Source organism: uncultured Campylobacter sp. (genome assembly GCF_938039245.1).
Lineage (GTDB): Bacteria > Campylobacterota > Campylobacteria > Campylobacterales > Campylobacteraceae > Campylobacter_A.
The window spans coordinates 15620-31467 of sequence record NZ_CALHVN010000058.1; the positions used below are offsets into that span (position 1 = coordinate 15620).

Here is a 15848-nt window from a genome sequence, read left to right on the forward strand (position 1 = left end):
ACAAAAAACAAATAAAACGGAAAGAGAATGCGAAATTTAATGAAAGCCGCGCTTGCAAGCGCGCTAATACTTAGCGGCTGCGCGAGCGGTAAAAACTACGCAAATCCGCATCTAGCGCAACTAAAAGGGCAACATATCCTAACCCTCGTAGACCGCGCGGATTTTGCCGACGTTTGCATGCGAGAGGACGGATCTAAGGTTTATTATTTGCAAAATAGCGCAAAAAGCGGCGAGCCGGGGAGGACTTGCGATGAGGTGGCGCCTAGCAAACTAAACGCGGCGTTTTTCGTCACCGACGAGGACGGCGTCATAACCGGCTACGACGAGATAGGGGGCGCGCCCGTAGCTAACTACGAGCCGATGTTTGCGGATCTGTTTAGCCCGCTAAAGGACGAGAGGTGAGGCTTGCGCTTTGGCTAACGATACTTGCGGTAAATCTCGCCTCGGGCGAGCTTTTTGACGCCGTTAAAAGCGAGTATCTAAGGCTTTTTAACGAACAAAACTACGGCGCCGCGCTAGAAATTGCTCTGCAAGCCGCAGAAGGCGCGGACGCGCAGGCGCAGCTAGAGGCGGGCTACGTTTACGAGACGATTTACGGGGACTACGTTCGAGCGGTGCGCTATTACAAGCTCTCCGCAAGCGGCGGCGAACCCCAAGCAGCGCTAAATTTGGGCTATTTGTTTTTGCGGATGAGCGATTATTCGCGCGCGCTAGGCTATATCGGCGAGGCTTTGGAGCGGCAGGAGGCGCTTGGCAGCGAGCGTGCGGCGGATGGGTATTATCGCCGCGGCATGGTTAGGCTAGATCCGCGCAGAGGCAAGCTTTATGACCCAAAGGCTGCTGCTGCGGACTTTGCTAACGCCGCGCGTCTAGGCGGAGCGGACGGGACGTTTATGCTGGGCGTTTGCTACGGCCTTGGCGTAGGCGTGAGCGCGGACGAGCAAAAAAGCGACGAACTCGTAGAACGAGCCGCCGGTCTAGGCAGCGAGGATGCGCGCAAGGTTTTAAGCGGTTTTGCCGGCATTGCGGACTTTGTTTTTAAATAGCCCTTTGTGGCGTTTTGCTGCGGTGAGGGCGGCTTTGATTTGAGGTTAAATTTAGCGGCAAAGCCTTGCTAAAACTAGGCAAGCGCCCGCAAAAAAATCGGCGCAAGAGTTTAGCTTGTTTTGCAAAAAGCGGACGAAATCGCAACCATTTTAAGATGCGCGCTCTGGTTTTAAAGGCTAAATTTAGGGCGTGAGGCTTGCCGGTAAATTAGCTATTTTTGCGCAAGCAAGCGGGGTGGTGGAGAAAATTTGAGCAGAAATTATGACGAAAATCCGCTGGTTTTACAGGATGATTTTTACCGCATCGCGCTTGGCTGCGCCTTCTTGCTCGGTATTAACCTTTCTATGATATTTCTGATATTTTTTAGCGGCATAGTGGACTGGCAAAGCGGCTCATTTTGGGAGGTTTTTAGGGCAGAGGCGATGAGAGACCCTAAGTTTGCTTCGATGTTTATAGCCGGTATTTTTATGAATATTTTAGCCGCCGCCGACCTAATCAAAAAACTCAAAAATCCCTCGCTCGTTTACCTTTACGAGGATAAAATTTTCCAAACCAAAAGAGGAGTAACGATAAATTTGGCAGATATCGCCCAAATGCGAAAATCGCCCTATCAAATTTTAGGAGCGATACCGAAAAATCCGCTTTCCGCGGTAGCGATTCCATTTATGTTCGTCTTGGTCGCATTTGCTTTTTATACGCTGATTTTTATCACTAGATGCGTGCTCAGGGCCTTTGACAAAGACGTAAATTTAAGCTACTTTTGCAACCTTGCCCTGTTTAGCGAGACTGGCGTTATAAATATTTATTTCATCTCAAAATCAGACTACGCCGCGATGCGTGAGTATTTTATAGGGCGAAACTAGGCACCGATATCGCGAATGCACCTTGGACGGTTAAATTTTACGACGCCAGAAACCTTCAACCGGTTTAAATTTGGCGGCGGCTTTCGTGTTTGTCTTGCATTAAATTTACCGAGCAAGGATACGATTTATCCCGGATCGCCGCTAAATTTACATCTTAAAGGCGCGGGTTTTGTGCGCCGAGATTTCACTGCCTTTGTCTCAAGTCTGCGGCGCGAGTTTTGATTTACTGCGTGCGGTTGTCAAGTTTCTGGGTTTCATTTCTGCAAATTTCATTGACCTGCTCACCCTCGCTATTTCGTAAGATAACCTCGTAGTCCGTAATTTCGCGACCTTTGTTATACCCCTCGATATATCTGAATCTAGATAAAACTATTTTAAAAGATTTTACGTCGTCTAAAGCGTATTTATCGCCAAGCTTGACGTAGTTAAAATTCCTACTAGTAAGCGTCGAAAAATCGCTAAATTTTTGCTTTAAATTTAGCGTATAAATTGCCGTATGAGGCGTATCGTTATCGCAGCGGTTAAATTCGCTCTCATCAAAGGCAAGCGCGAGGCAAATTTCATCTCCGCAGATTACCTTTATATCTTTGGCGCGACTGTTTATACGGATGGTCTGTCGCCAGCCTTCGCCCTCTATCTCAAAGACATTGCGAGCGAGCTTTTTAGCTATTTCATCTCCGACATAGCCTTTGGCTTCTGGTTTATCAGCCCAACCAAGCGCAGAGTAGTTCGGTTTTTGCGGAAAATCTGCAAGCGGAGTTTGAAGCTCGCTTATGGCATTTAAATTTTCCTTTGTACCTTGCGGAACTGCAAAAGAGGTGCCTCTCATAGAGTGTAGATTAAAGAAACCGATAAATTTTCTGACAACTTTATATGCAGTTTGAGAAAATATCTTGGCTTCGTTTTCAAAAAGCGAAATATCGTAGATGCCATATTCATAATATTTAAGTTCTCTTCTTACCCACATCTCATCCGGCGAGCGATCAATCTCGTCGTATCCGTAGTAGAGCCCAGGCATGTCTTTCTGCAGCAAAAAGTCGTCGCGATCGTCATCTTTGTATCTAAGCCAAACTCCGAATTCGTCCTTGATATATAGGTAATCAAACTCCGCGCCCTTCGCAAAATCGCCTTTGCCTAGCCAAAACACGGGCTTTTTGTCTAAGGGCGACAAAGCGGCGACGGGAGGTAAGCCTTGCAGCTCTTTTTCAAATTTTTCATTGATATAATCGCATGCGCTAGTGGGCATACTAGGATCGCAACCCTCGGGCGTATCGACCGAAAAAAGCGAGGTTAGGATTAAATATACAAGTAGCACAAAAACCACGCAAGCGCCGCCTATAACCCAAGCAATAATTTTTAAAATTCTTTTAAAAGCTTTCATATCTAAATTTTATACCATTTCGCCTGAAAAACCACAAATTTTAACTTCAAATTTGCCTTTGCGCCGCGTCAAATTTGGATTTATTTTGCCGATTTTCATCCAAAATGCAAAAATTTTAATTTTTAAATTTTCTAAAACCTTAAGAAATCAAACTAAGTTTAGGATATATTTTATCTTTTTATATCAAATTTGACTGAAAGACCGACGTTTTGCTCATTTGATAAGGAATTTCAATATATAAACTCTATCAAAAACCGGCTAAATTTGAAAAAACTAAGCTAAAATTTTAATCAAAAATTTATAAAATTTGTTATATTATCCTCGCGAAAATAAAAGGGATAAAATATATCCTAATTGATAAAGGTCAAGCGTGAGAGTATATCTAGACAACAATGCCACGACAATGGTCGATCCCGAAGCTTTCGAGCTTATGAGGCCGTTTTTCTGCGAAAAATACGGCAACCCAAACTCGCTTCATAGATTTGGCTCCGAGACGCACCCCGCGCTTCGCCGCGCGATGGATCAGCTATACGCAGGCATAAACGCAAGCGATAACGACGATATCGTGGTAACAAGCTGCGCCACCGAGAGCAACAACTGGGTGGCTAAGGGCGTTTTTTTCGATCATATATTAAATAAAGAAAAGGATCACGTCGTAATCAGCGCCGTCGAGCATCCGGCGATCGCGGCGACGTTTGAGTCGCTCAAGAAATACGGCGTGCGCGTGAGTTACGTACCCGTAAACGAAAACGGTCTGCTCGATCCAAACGATCTAAGAAAGCTCATCGACGATAAAACCGCGCTAGTTAGCATCATGTGGGCAAATAACGAAACTGGCACGATTTTCCCGATCAAAGAGTGCGCACAGATCGCTCACGAGCACGGCGCGCTATTTCACACCGACGCGACGCAAACCGTCGGCAAGATCAAGATAAACGTGCGCGAGATGGGCATGGACTTTATGAGCTTTTCTGCGCATAAATTTCACGGACCAAAAGGCGTAGGCGGTCTGTATATCAAGGACTCGCAAAAGCTAACGAGCTTGCTTCACGGCGGCGAACACATGGGCGGTAGACGCAGCGGGACGCTTGACGTCGCTGGTATCGTGGGCATGGCGCAAGCTCTGGAAAACAGCAACAAGCTAATCGAGTTTGAAAATTTGCACGTAAGGCGCCTGCGCGATAAGCTCGAAGATGCGCTGCTGCAAATCCCTGATATATCGGTCGTGGGAGACCGCGCTCACAGGCTGCCAAACACCATACTAGCCGCCGTAAAAGGCGTCGAAGGCGAGGCGATGCTGTGGGATCTAAATCAGGCCGGTATCGCCGCGTCTACGGGCTCGGCGTGTGCATCTGAGACGCTAGAGAGCAACCCGATAATGGAAGCCATCGGTGCTAGCAGCGATCTGGCACATACGGCACTAAGGCTGTCGCTATCGAGGTTTAATACCGAAGAAGAGATCGACTATGCGATAGAGCATATCAAAAAGGCAGTGGTGAGGTTGCGAGCTATTTCAAGCACGTACGCCTATAACCCTAACGGCAAGTAACGGCTTGTCTTTTGAGTGCTTTTTGCGGAGCTTGCTAAAATTTAGCTCGGCGGACTACTTGTCCAGCCTACGCTAAATTTTACCTGCGCAACCCCAAAAATCATCTCAAAATACTTTGCCTTAACAATTTAAATTTCATAAATTTGGTTCAAATTTGGGTTTTTAAAAGCCCAAATTTGAGTTAAATTTAAAAGGAAGCGGGCGGCAGTATCGCGAAATGGATTTGAATGTTGTGAAGCAAAAATGAGCAAGGCTAACCAAATAGGTTGCCGCAGCGATATTTTTGCAAGCTCATTCAAAGACGCTCGCGAGACAACGCCTCTAAAAAGGAAATAAAATGGCAAAAAATAATCTAATAGGCGGTTCGATTTGGGACGAATACTCCCAAAACGTCCAAGACCGCATGAACAATCCTAAATTTATGGGCGAGATAACGCAAGACGAGGCCAAAGCAAGAGGCGGTAAGCTCATCGTAGCGGACTTTGGCGCCGAAAGCTGCGGCGACGCGGTGAGGCTGTATTGGCTCGTAGATGAGAAAACCGACCGCATCATGGACGCTAAATTTAAAAGCTTTGGCTGCGGCACGGCGGTGGCTAGCTCAGATACGATGGCCGAGCTTTGCGTCGGCAAGACCGTGGACGAAGCGGTCAAAATCACCAACATCGACGTGGAAAAAGCCATGCGCGACACCCCAGACGTCCCGGCCGTCCCGCCGCAAAAGATGCACTGTTCGGTCATGGCCTACGACGTTATCAAGGCCGCCGCGGCGCAGTATAAGGGCGTGGATCCGGAGCATTTTGAGGACGAGATCATCGTGTGCGAGTGCGCGCGCGTTAGCCTAGGCACGATCAAAGAGGTCATCCGCCTAAACGACCTACACACGGTCGAGGAGATCACGCAATACACCAAAGCAGGCGCCTTTTGCAAATCCTGCGTGCGCCCGGGCGGACACGAAAAGCGCGAGTATTATCTCGTGGACATCCTCGCAGACACCAGAGCCGAGATGGAGCAGGAGAAAAAGCAAGCCCTCATCGACGCGCAGGCTGCGGGCAAATTTGACGACGTGAGCTTTGAAAATATGACCGTCGTGGGCCAGCTAAAAGCCATCGAGAGCGTCATAGATAGGGATATCCGCCCGATGCTGATGATGGACGGCGGCAATATGGAAATCCTCGATCTGCAAAAAGACGCCGAGGGTAAATTTGACGTCTATATCAGGTATATGGGCGCTTGCAGCGGCTGCGCAAGCGGCGCGACGGGCACGCTATACGCGATCGAAAACGTATTGCAAGAAAACCTCAGCCCAAATATCCGCGTCCTGCCTATCTGATCTGTTTTGGACGGCAAATTTGACGCAGCTTAGGGCTCAAATTTGATTAAATTCAGGGCGGTTAATTTAGCCGTCCGAGAAGCTAGTCGCAAATTAAGCTAGCTATTATAAAAGATGGATTGTTTTTTGGGGCGAGAATCTAGCCGCGAGTATTAATTTCGGGAATTATCCCGAAATTAAGCTCTTTTATTTTCTAGGCGGTTTAAAACGGGCTTTAAAAACTCGTCAAATTCGTCCTGTGTTAGCACTCTTTTGCCTAGTTTTTCTTTGCACTCTTTGCCAAGCTCGCACAAAACCTCTCGGTTTGCTATACTTTGAGCCTTGCCGTGTCTTGCTAGTACGGTGTTTAGCTCGTGTTCTTCGGAAAAGTTAACCAACTCTCGATCTGTTGCCATTTTAGCTCCTTTGTTAAGAATTTTCGCAGATTATACAATTTTTAGCTTTAAAATTTAGCTAAATTTAGCGCCGAATTTGGATACTGAATTTGCCTTGCGGTAGCGATTTTGCCGCAGATTTTAGTCTAAATTTACTTGCAAATGCTCAAATTTCTTGCTAAGCAAACAACGGCCGTTACGGGTAGCGTTGGTTTAGCGGCAGATGCGAGTAAAAAGCTATCGTAGCAATAAGCTCGCGTAAAAGCCGTTGTTCCAAAACTACCAAATGTAAATCCAATCAAGCGATGAAGTCGGCGTTTTTTAAATTTTTAGAAATTTGCGCTTCTAGCATTTTGGTCCTTTGCCGCTTTTACTTAGCGCAGCTTGGCTTATGCTCTAAAATTTACGTTAAATTCGGACGGTTAGTTTAGCCGCTCTACTCTATTTTTGTAAATTTGATACGACTTATAATATGGTTTTTGGCGCTACAGAATCGTAAAATCCGCCTTATGAAACAAACAAATTTAGCTGCCCTAACTTTGCGTAAATTTGAGTGCAAAATTTGACTACTAAATTTTATTCTTTTAGCTCCTCGTAAACGCTCTGATTGCGATAAATGCAGGCCGCAATCACTATAACTAGCATCGGAGCTAGTAACAAAAATGCGCCAAAAGCGCCTAATGCTCCATCGCTATGCTGGCTTTTACCGGATAAAGTGATAGGAAGATAAAAAATCAATGCAAAAGTAGCAAAATGCTCTACCGCAAAAATCGTGTCACTTTTTTCGGGATTTTTAATAAAAAGATTGCTGTATTTGCGTTTTAAAATTAAAAATAATAGCGTACAAACAATGGCAGATAGCGCGACTAGATACAAATTATCCATACCTAGATAGTTCAGGGTTAAGCAATAAGCCAATGCCGTAAGAGTCGGAAAATTAAATCTAACCAAGCGATGTATCTGATATCTGCGCTTTAAATTTTTAGGGATTTGTGCTAAGGCTTTGCCGTATTCCAGCGCTTCGGCGATCTTATCTTTTTGCGTTTGCATTTTTGCCTCCTTTTTTGTTATTTTAGCCTAAATTTTAACTCTATCATCACCAAAACCCATCTACCCCAAATTCCAATTTACGAAATTAAATTTTTCTACTTCATTTATCAAAATACCTAAAATTCCGATAATCGTTAATGTATGCGTTTTTAGTGACAAAGTTAAATTTTTGCATATTCGGTTTTTAAGTTTTATAAAAGTTTAAGTTGTTAATATTCGCTCAGATTTTAATACGAAATCAAATTTATTCACAAAGGACAAATCATGTTTAGCGCAAGAAATCAACTAGCTGCACAAATAACAGAGGTAAGAGAGGGAGCGGTAAACTCTCTAATCGTAGCAAAATTGCAAGGCGGAGAGACCGTAAAAGCAACCGTAACCGTAGATAGCCAAAAGGCTCTAGATCTAGTGGCTGGTAAAAAGGTAGTTTATCTATTTAAAGCTTCTTCTATCATAGTAGCTAAAGGCGATAACGGTCTAAAGCTAAGCGCTACTAACCAACTAAAAGGTAAGGTAGTAAAAGTAGTAGAGGGTGCGGTAAATGCCGAAGTAGATATCGAGATAGCGGGCGGAGATAAGCTAAGCGCTATCATCACTAACGAATCTGCTAAAAACCTATCTCTAAAAGCAGGCGATGAGGTAACGGCTATCATTAAAGCTAGCCATATCATCATAGGCGCTTAATTCTTTCAGTAGCGAGCGTTTTAATTAATGCTCGCTAAATTAAACCCAATAACTCAAATCAAATTTACTAACTTAAATAGCAAGGCGGAGCGGCTTTGCTGATTTAAATTTGATCCAAATTTATCTTGCTTTGACTAAAAACCAAATTTAATCGTTTTTATCTACCTGCACGAACGCCCAGTGCATAAATTCTTGCCTTGGTTTGTATTTGCCGCTGTTAAAATACTCCGCCAGCCGCGCCTCCTCAGTTTCGCTTAGCTTGCCGCCAAGCCCCCAGCGCGTCTTTTGGATGAGCTCCTGCGCACTTGCTTCCGGACCCGCATGACACTTAGCCTTTATGTAGCTTAGGCTTGGCAAATAGCCCATTTGAAACAAGATGTTTAGAAGATAGACGGAGTCGGGCTTTTGCTCCACCTTGCGCCCTATCGCATCCAAAATCTCATCGTCCACGAAGCTACCGCCGACCTTAAACGTGATGTAAAGCGATTTTTTGCTCTTTGAAAGAAGCTTATTAAGCGCGGTTTTTAGATCGTCCACCTCAAGGCAGCGCGAGGCCAAAACCACGTCGCACTCAGGCACGTCCGACCAGTCGTCCTCAAAGGCTTTTTGCGCAAATTTTGCGTTTTTTGCGCCGTAAGTTTGAGCATTCTCGCGGGCGAATTCCAGCATTTTTGGCGAAAAGTCATAGCCGTAAATTTGATCCACCTTTTCCGCTGCCAGCACGCTTAACGCGCCCGCTCCGCACGCAAAATCAAGCAGCGTAGAAACGCCTGTAAAATCGACCTTATCTATAAAATCTCGCGCGTAGACACTTTTCATCACGCCCTCGTTGAAGCTAGGCGCCTTTTTGTCCCAGTCCGCGGCAAATTTTTGCCGAATGAACTTCTTACCTTTTGCGCCTTATAAAGCGCGTCAAAGTCGATCTCATCGTAGTTTGAAGGTAAAATCATAATCTATCCTCGTATCTTTCGTAGTTTATGCCGTAAATTTTATCGATATTTTGGGCATTTATGAGCTGCTCGCTGCGCCCGAAGGCTAAAATTTCGCCGTCTTTTATAAATAGCGTCAAATTTGAAACGAACTTCGCGTGGCGCGGGTAATGCGTCGTTTGCACGAAGGTATAGCCCTCGTCGCCTAGCGCCTTTATCATCTCGAGCAGCTTGATCTGATTGCCAAAGTCCAGCCCGTTTGTCGGCTCATCCATAAAGATCACTTTCGCGCCCTGAACCAGCGTGCGCGCGATGTACGCCAGCTGCCGCTCGCCGCCGCTAACCCTCGTATAGGGCGCGTTTTTTAGATGCGCGATGCCCATCTTTTCCAGCGCCTGCTCGGCTAGCTTTTTATCCGCCGCGCTAAAGCTAGAAAACAGCGGCGTCCTGCACAGCGCGCCCATCAGAGCGACGTCAAAGACGCTGTAGTCATAGGACGGCGCGTGCGTCTGCGGCACGTAGGCGACGAGAGAGGCGAGCCCCTTTTTGCCGTAGTCGCGCACGCTTTTGCTTGCGATTAGCACCTCGCCTTCAAATTTTAAAAATCCGAGCATTATGCGAAGCAGAGTGCTTTTGCCGCTACCGTTAGCGCCTAGGATGCTTAGCGTATCGCCCGTCGCGACGTCAAAGCTGATGCCCTTTAGCACGGGCTTATCGCGGTAAGCAAAGCGCAAATTTCGCACTTCTATCAAATTTTCTCGCATCAAAAGCTCCTCTTGGCGCGGCGAAGCACGATGATAAACATCGGTATGCCAAACAGCGAGGTCACGATACCGATGGGGATCTCAAAGGTAAAGATGAGCCGCGAGAAGCTGTCGCAAAAGAGCAGAAATATCGCGCCGATCATCGCCGAGCTCGCCAGAACCGCGCGGTTGTCGGCGCCGAAGATAAAGCGCGCGATGTGTGGCACGATAAGCCCGATCCAGCCGATGATGCCCGCGATCGTCACGCTAAGCGCGCTAACGAAGGTCGCAATGAGGATGATGAAAATTTTAACCCGCACCGTGTTTACGCCCAGGCTCTTTGCCTCCTCTTCGCCAAGGCTTAGCGCGTTTAGGTATTTGCCGCTAAGCGCCAGCAGCAAAATGCCCGCACACATCGGCAGGATCGAAATTTGAATAAAGCTCTTAGACGCAAAGCCTAGGCTTCCCATTAAAAAATAGGTGATCGCGGGAAGCGCGTCGTTCGGGTCTGCAGCGTATTTTAGCACCGAGAGCAGCGAAGTAAAGAGCGAGCCGCTGATGACGCCGCCGAGCACCAGCACGATGACGCTACCGCTGCGCGAATACAGCGCCGAGACACCCAGCGCCACCGCCACGGCAAGAAAACCGAAGCCAAATGTGCTAAGCTGGATAAGATATTCGTTAAATTTGAAAAACATCCCCACCGCTGCGCCAAATCCCGCGCCGCTGATCGCGAGGCTCGCGCCGATGAGCACGCAGGCAAGTATGCGCGGTAGGCGGATCTCGAGCAAGAGCGTGTGCATGACCTCGAAATCTTTTAAGATTTCGCCCCGTAGCAGCGCCGTGACGTAGCGCGCGTAGTCCTCTGCGCCAAAGCCGTATTTGCCCAGCAGTAGCGAACCCGCGACGCAAAGCGCCAGCAGCAGGGCCAAAAACGCAAACGCCCTTTTGCTCATCTTTCTTTACTCACTCGGCGCCCCGTCCTAAAATTTTATAAATTTGCTCGTCTGTGAGCTCAAGATCCAAAAATAGCTTGTAAAACTCGCGAGTCTCGCGGACCATGTCAAATTTAAACGCCTCGGGGTAGGTTAAGCTTATGAGCCATTTTAGCCCTAAAAACCTCATAAACGAAGGCGGGCGGTCAAACCACGAAAAGGGCTCGCGCGGGATATAATAAGCTTTTTTGTTTTTCACCGCGCCCAGCAGCTGCCACTTCGGATCGCCGTAAATTTTATCAAAGAGCTCCTTTTCGTAGATGAGGATGACGTCGGGATCGTATTTTACGAGCTGCTCGAAGCTGATCTTTACGCGCCCGAAGGATTTGGCGTTTGGATCTTCGCTGCACTTATGCACATTCTGCGCACCTGCTCGCTCGATGAGAGTAGCGTGCCACGAGCCCTCGCACTCGGTGGCTAGCCCGTCGCTGCCCTGCGCGTAGTAAATTTTTACCTTTTGCAGGTTGTTTTTCTTAATGTACTCTTCGATCTGCGCGGTCAAATTTAGCGACTCTTTCGAGTAGTTTATGAGATGTGCGGCGCGCTCCTGCTTGCCCGTCACTTCGCCTAAAATTTCAAACCCGTCCAAGTATTCCTCGAGCTTCGTCGCGCTTAGATAGAGTATCGGTTTTTTAAAGGGGCCGAAAACCTCGCTCATCTTTTTGGTGTTGCGCGAGCTTGCGTTTACGAGGATGAGATCGGGATTTAGACGTAGTAGCATCTCGACATTTGGGATCTTGCCCTGACCGAAAAAGCCGCCCACGACGGGCTGCTCTTGCACCTCTTTTTTGACGTACGGTCGCTCGAAGGCGTTCCACTCGAAATTTACGCCGCTGATTTTAGCGGGGTCAAGCGCGTAAAGCATATATAAAAACGGCGGCGAGCTGGCGTAAATTTTAGCGGGCGTGCCTTGCAGCTGCTCGATATTTTCGCTGTTTTGAGCGATGTAGTCCTTGATCTGCGCCTCGCTCATCGCAAAGCAGAAATTTACGGCCGTAAGTAGAAAGATTAGGATTTTTTTAAACATTTTTTGCCTTTAAATTTAAAAAAGCTTGCTAACGAATTCTATCAAAATTCATTAGCAAACCAGCTGTAAAAAGCTGGTTTGAGGATTTAGAATTTATATCTTACGTTCGTAAAGAAAATTCTTCCTTCCTCAGGAAAGCCCTCTCTGTACTCGTAATTTTTGTCAAATAAATTCGACACACCCGCTTCAAAGCTTAAAGCCTCGGTCGGTTTGTAGGTAAATTTAAGATTAGTTACGCCAAAGCCCGCGGTTTTATGATCTACATGGCCGGTTCTGGTAGGCAGTCTAGACCATAAGCTTGAGCTTAGCTCTTGAGAAGCGTAGACGCTAAATTTCGGTAAAATTTTATAATCTACGTATAAAAATCCTTTATGCTTCGGCAGATCGTAAACTAAGGCGTCTTTGCCGTTTTCTTTATATTTTGCGCTCATATAAGTATAGTTGCCGCCTAGCTCTAAATCGCGCGTCGCAAAGTAACTCGCTCCAATCTCAAATACCTTGTAATAAGCCCTATCGACGTTTACGGCCATATCTCTGGTTTGCCCGAATTTAGTAACGCTAGTAGAGCCGATAGCGTCTTTAACCCTTGAGTAAAATACCGCCGTTTCTAATCTCAAAGCCTCGCCGAAATTTCTTTGATAGCCGACCTCGTAGTGGTTTGCTATTTCCGGTTTCAGATACGGATTTGCGAAAAATCTACCGAATCTTTCGCTATATCTATCTTTCATGCTGGCAAAATAGGTCTTTTTTGCAAAGCTTAGGCTTAGTTCGTCCTCGCCGTCAAAGCTATGCTTGATAGTGGCTTGGTAGTTAAAGGCGTGCTTTTTGCCTACGTCAAACGAAGTAAGCTTATAGTTGGCCGGGTTGTTGCGACCGCCTCCTCCGCCTCCGCGGAATTGGATATAGTCCTCGGCTTTTACGGCGTCTCTAACATCGTAGCTAGCGCCCAAAATCAATCTAGTAAAATCGCTAAATTTGTAAGTGTTTTCAAGAGCAAAGCTATAAGTCTTATCTACAAAGGTAACGGTCGGTTCGGTACCAAACCTCCCCGTATAATGAACCCTATATCCCGAGTGTTTGTCGCGTTTGTAGTTTGCGGCAAATTTAAGCGTATCTTTATCGCCTATATTTCCGCCCGTCTCCAAGCTAAATCCATACGCCGTATCTTTATATTTGCTATATTCCAGGGCGCTGATATCATACATCTCGTTTTTAAATTCGTCCGCAAAGGCTTTGGTGTTTATATAAAGGCTATTTGCGAATTCCGTATGCGATAAGAAGTAAATACTCCGTCTATCCCACTGCGGCCACTCCCACAAGCGGTCTCTTTGAGAGAAGGCTGCGTATCTGCCGGTATACATAGGCTGCTCTTTCTCGCCTTTTTGATTCACGTACGCTACGGCGTATTCGTCGGTTCCGTTTGGTGTAAAGCCGAATTTTATATTAAATTTCTTATCGCGTTGCACGGAGTTGTCGCGTCTGCCGCCGTCCTCGTTGCCGGTTACTTTTTGGTTAAATTTACGAGACGTCTGCTGTCCTGCGTCCTCCATGTAGCTGCCGCTTGCTTGCGCGTAAAATAGCTCTTGCTTTGTGCCGATGCTAAAATCTACGTTATTGCTGTAGGTTTTGGCGTTTTTGCCCGTCTCAAAGCCGTAACCTAGGCTTCCCTCAAGCTCTTTGCTAGGCTTTTTGGTGATTAAATTTATCGCGCCGCCCATGGTGTTTGGGCCGTAAAGCACCGAGCTTGAGCCCTTTGAGATGTCTATGCGGCTTAGATCAAAGGTCGTAAATCGCCCGAAATCAGCATTGCCGTCATAAGGCACGTAAACCGGGATACCGTCGATAAAAAGCGGAGTTCTGCGTGCGTCAAAGCCGCGAACGTAGAAATTTTGCTCGGCGCGCGGGCCTTTTTTATCCACATAGACGCCGGGCGTGCTGTAAGCGACCTCTGAGAGGCGCTTTATATCGTCTTTTTGTAGCTTTTGCTCGTCTAAAACGACTACGTTTGCGTCGCTTTTTTGCAAGCCGCCTACGTTTTGCGTGACTTCGACCTTACCCAGCGTAAAAACCTCGCCGTGCAGCGCCGCCGCGGCGCAACATGCGATCAGACCGATTTTTCTCACGATAACTCCTTAAAAATCAAGTTTTTATTTTATATTTTATAAAATACGTTCTTATAGCGTCAAATATTACTAAAATATAAAGATATAATTTTATTTTACGAATAGTTAAATTCGACTTAAATATTAAGGAAGCTAAAATGAAATTTAAATTTCTGCTTTGCATCGACGACACGGACGAACTTGGCGGCGAGATTTCTACGGGGCTGCTCGCCGAAGACATAGTCGCGTTTATCGGCTCTTTCGCACCCGTTTCTTTCGTCACGCGCCACCAGCTTTTGCTAGATCCGCGCATCAACTACACCTCGCACAACAGCTGCATGTGCCTAGAAGCCCTGCTTACCGAGGAGCAAAAGCAGAGCGCGCTAAATTTTGCCATTGAACTGTTGGAGCGTAAATGCGCGCCTAGTGCCGAGCCCGGCATTGCGGCGGTATTTGAAAAAGATATCTTAAACGCGCAAGAGCTGATAAGCTTTGGCAGAAGCGCAAAGGAGATATTTTTAAAGCCGCAGCAGGCGTTTGAGGAGGCCGCCTTGCAAAACGTATTTTTAAAAGAGCTAAAAAGCGGCGCTCGCGGCGTTATCGGCGTGCTTGCGGGCATAGGGCTTAGGCTTAGCGGAAGCGACGGAAAAATCAGAGGCAAATTTGAGTTAGAAAAGTCAAATTTGAGCGTACGCGAGCTTTTGGATTTAAATTTTATCGAGGCGGTCGCGGATGAGAATTTTAAACCGCTTTTGCCGGGTAAGCGCATAAATCTAATCGGCGCGCTAAAGCCCGTGTTTTTGGATTTTAAAGCGACCCTGCTCGTCAAAAAAGAAGCAGACGGCGGATTTAGAAATTTGAGCGTAAAAGAGCTTCGGGATTTTTAATGAGCTTAAATTTTAACGAAAAAGGCGAGTTTAGATTTGGTAAATTTAACTATGAAAAAGCGCGAGAAACCGCCCAAAACTGCGTAAATTTTAAGCTAGATAACGACGAAGAGGAGATGAGCTGCGGCGGCGAGAGGAGCTGCTACGACTGCGCGTTTAGGCGTTGGAGCGCGCAGAGCTTTATCTGCGGCTTTGGGCAAATATCGGCCCGCACTAGCGGCGCTCGGTAGTTTGATTTTATGCCGTTTTTCTAAATTTTCCGCCGCCTTTAAATTTAAGCTCGCCGCAAAATCTCTTGCCGAATTTCGCCTCGACGATAAGAACCAGCACGAAAAATATCTTTTCGTCGTTTAAAGAAGCGATTTGGCGCAGGGTTTGATCTGTGTGGCTAAATTTGACGCCATTTTTACGTAAAGTTTCGCAAAACTCGGCCTCGTCAAAGCTCAACATCTGCGAAATCTCAGTTATGCTGTACGGCTCGAGCGAGGCGATGATGCGGTCCATGTTGCACATGCTAGGATTTTTGCGGCGAGTTACGACGTCCGTAAATTCGTTTGCGAGCTTAACGAGCTTTTTCTTGCGATTTATCACGTGCAAAAGCGCGGCTAAAACGACCAAAAAGCCAGCAAATTTATGCGCGCTCATCCAAAACTCGCCGTACTCTCCAAGCGCGAAATTTAGTCCCGAAAACGCGAGCAAACTAAGCCCCAAAATAAGCGCGCAAACCAGGCAAAATTTATAAATAATCTCGACTTTAAGCATAAAATCTCCCAAAATATATTTTCGTAATTATACATTTTTAAAATAAGCAATATTTTAAGGACAGATTTTATCCTTTTATTGACGCAAATCATTCGATTAAATTCTCATTTTGGATAAACTATTGC

The 15848-nt window shown here is 46.3% G+C and carries 18 protein-coding genes; 8 read left to right on the plus strand and 10 right to left on the minus strand.

The annotated features are described in order from the left end of the window. Positions 1–27 precede the first annotated feature (27 nt). From Q0218_RS10115 to Q0218_RS10125, 3 genes are all read left to right on the plus strand, one after another. Positions 28–402 (plus strand): hypothetical protein, encoded by a 375-nt coding sequence (locus tag Q0218_RS10115; RefSeq protein ID WP_297969227.1) that lies wholly within the window; start codon positions 28–30, stop codon positions 400–402. Then, entirely contained in the window at positions 399–1046 is a 648-nt protein-coding gene (locus Q0218_RS10120) for a hypothetical protein (RefSeq protein ID WP_297969229.1), read from the plus strand. Before Q0218_RS10115 ends, Q0218_RS10120 begins: the two co-directional genes overlap by 4 nt. 249 nt (positions 1047–1295) lie before the next feature. Next, positions 1296–1910 carry a hypothetical protein gene (locus tag Q0218_RS10125; RefSeq protein ID WP_297969231.1) on the plus strand — a complete coding sequence of 205 codons (615 nt, stop codon included), beginning with the start codon at positions 1296–1298 and terminating at the stop codon, positions 1908–1910. 223 nt (positions 1911–2133) lie between these two features. Here Q0218_RS10125 and Q0218_RS10130 read toward each other — a convergent pair whose 3' ends face one another. After that, positions 2134–3234: a hypothetical protein gene (locus tag Q0218_RS10130; RefSeq protein ID WP_297969233.1), complete on the minus strand. Its 1101-nt coding sequence runs from the start codon at positions 3232–3234 to the stop codon at positions 2134–2136. A 427-nt stretch (positions 3235–3661) separates the two neighbouring features. On the opposite strand from Q0218_RS10130, the gene Q0218_RS10135 reads away from it, so the two are divergent. Together Q0218_RS10135 and Q0218_RS10140 are read left to right on the plus strand one after the other, a co-directional pair. After that, positions 3662–4840: a NifS family cysteine desulfurase gene (locus tag Q0218_RS10135; protein ID WP_297969235.1), complete on the plus strand. Its 1179-nt coding sequence runs from the start codon at positions 3662–3664 to the stop codon at positions 4838–4840. Positions 4841–5177: 337 nt separating this feature from the next. Continuing rightward, a complete protein-coding gene (locus tag Q0218_RS10140) occupies positions 5178–6170 on the plus strand; it encodes an iron-sulfur cluster assembly scaffold protein (RefSeq protein ID WP_297969237.1) in 993 nt (330 codons plus the stop codon). A gap of 176 nt (positions 6171–6346) precedes the next feature. Here Q0218_RS10140 and Q0218_RS10145 read toward each other — a convergent pair whose 3' ends face one another. Both Q0218_RS10145 and Q0218_RS10150 read right to left on the minus strand, forming a co-directional pair. Beyond that, positions 6347–6565, minus strand: a complete 219-nt coding sequence (locus Q0218_RS10145) for a hypothetical protein (RefSeq protein ID WP_002950945.1) — start codon at positions 6563–6565, stop codon at positions 6347–6349. A gap of 555 nt (positions 6566–7120) precedes the next feature. Further along, positions 7121–7594, minus strand: a complete 474-nt coding sequence (locus tag Q0218_RS10150; RefSeq protein ID WP_297969239.1) for a hypothetical protein — start codon at positions 7592–7594, stop codon at positions 7121–7123. Positions 7595–7858: 264 nt separating this feature from the next. Between Q0218_RS10150 and Q0218_RS10155 the strand changes: the two genes are divergently transcribed. Beyond that, the gene (locus Q0218_RS10155; protein WP_297969240.1) at positions 7859–8278 is read left to right on the plus strand and encodes a TOBE domain-containing protein; all 420 of its coding nucleotides are present in this window, start codon (positions 7859–7861) and stop codon (positions 8276–8278) included. A gap of 147 nt (positions 8279–8425) precedes the next feature. Here the strand turns inward: Q0218_RS10155 and Q0218_RS10160 are convergent, their stop codons facing one another. From Q0218_RS10160 to Q0218_RS10185, 6 genes are all read right to left on the minus strand, one after another. Then, positions 8426–9097, minus strand: a complete 672-nt coding sequence (locus Q0218_RS10160) for a class I SAM-dependent methyltransferase (protein WP_297969242.1) — start codon at positions 9095–9097, stop codon at positions 8426–8428. Then, a complete protein-coding gene (locus tag Q0218_RS10165; protein WP_297969244.1) occupies positions 9097–9228 on the minus strand; it encodes a hypothetical protein in 132 nt (43 codons plus the stop codon). Before Q0218_RS10165 ends, Q0218_RS10160 begins: the two co-directional genes overlap by 1 nt. Next, positions 9225–9971: an ABC transporter ATP-binding protein gene (locus tag Q0218_RS10170; RefSeq protein WP_297969245.1), complete on the minus strand. Its 747-nt coding sequence runs from the start codon at positions 9969–9971 to the stop codon at positions 9225–9227. Before Q0218_RS10170 ends, Q0218_RS10165 begins: the two co-directional genes overlap by 4 nt. Beyond that, a complete protein-coding gene (locus tag Q0218_RS10175; protein ID WP_297969247.1) occupies positions 9971–10906 on the minus strand; it encodes an iron ABC transporter permease in 936 nt (311 codons plus the stop codon). The genes Q0218_RS10170 and Q0218_RS10175 overlap by 1 nt, the downstream gene beginning before the upstream one ends. A gap of 10 nt (positions 10907–10916) precedes the next feature. Further along, on the minus strand, positions 10917–11972 hold the full coding sequence (locus Q0218_RS10180; RefSeq protein WP_297969249.1) for an ABC transporter substrate-binding protein: 1056 nt from the start codon (positions 11970–11972) through the stop codon (positions 10917–10919). Between the two features lie 86 nt (positions 11973–12058). Further along, on the minus strand, positions 12059–14095 hold the full coding sequence (locus Q0218_RS10185; protein ID WP_297969250.1) for a TonB-dependent receptor: 2037 nt from the start codon (positions 14093–14095) through the stop codon (positions 12059–12061). A 137-nt stretch (positions 14096–14232) separates the two neighbouring features. Here Q0218_RS10185 and Q0218_RS10190 point away from each other — a divergent pair, with 137 nt between their 5' ends. Both Q0218_RS10190 and Q0218_RS10195 read left to right on the plus strand, forming a co-directional pair. Beyond that, positions 14233–14961 carry a hypothetical protein gene (locus Q0218_RS10190; RefSeq protein ID WP_297969252.1) on the plus strand — a complete coding sequence of 243 codons (729 nt, stop codon included), beginning with the start codon at positions 14233–14235 and terminating at the stop codon, positions 14959–14961. Next, positions 14961–15191: a molybdopterin biosynthesis protein MoeB gene (locus Q0218_RS10195; RefSeq protein WP_297969254.1), complete on the plus strand. Its 231-nt coding sequence runs from the start codon at positions 14961–14963 to the stop codon at positions 15189–15191. The genes Q0218_RS10190 and Q0218_RS10195 overlap by 1 nt, the downstream gene beginning before the upstream one ends. A 7-nt stretch (positions 15192–15198) precedes the next feature. On the opposite strand, the gene Q0218_RS10200 is transcribed toward Q0218_RS10195, so the two are convergent. Continuing rightward, positions 15199–15723: a chemotaxis protein gene (locus Q0218_RS10200; RefSeq protein ID WP_297969256.1), complete on the minus strand. Its 525-nt coding sequence runs from the start codon at positions 15721–15723 to the stop codon at positions 15199–15201. Between the last annotated feature and the right edge of the window lie 125 nt (positions 15724–15848).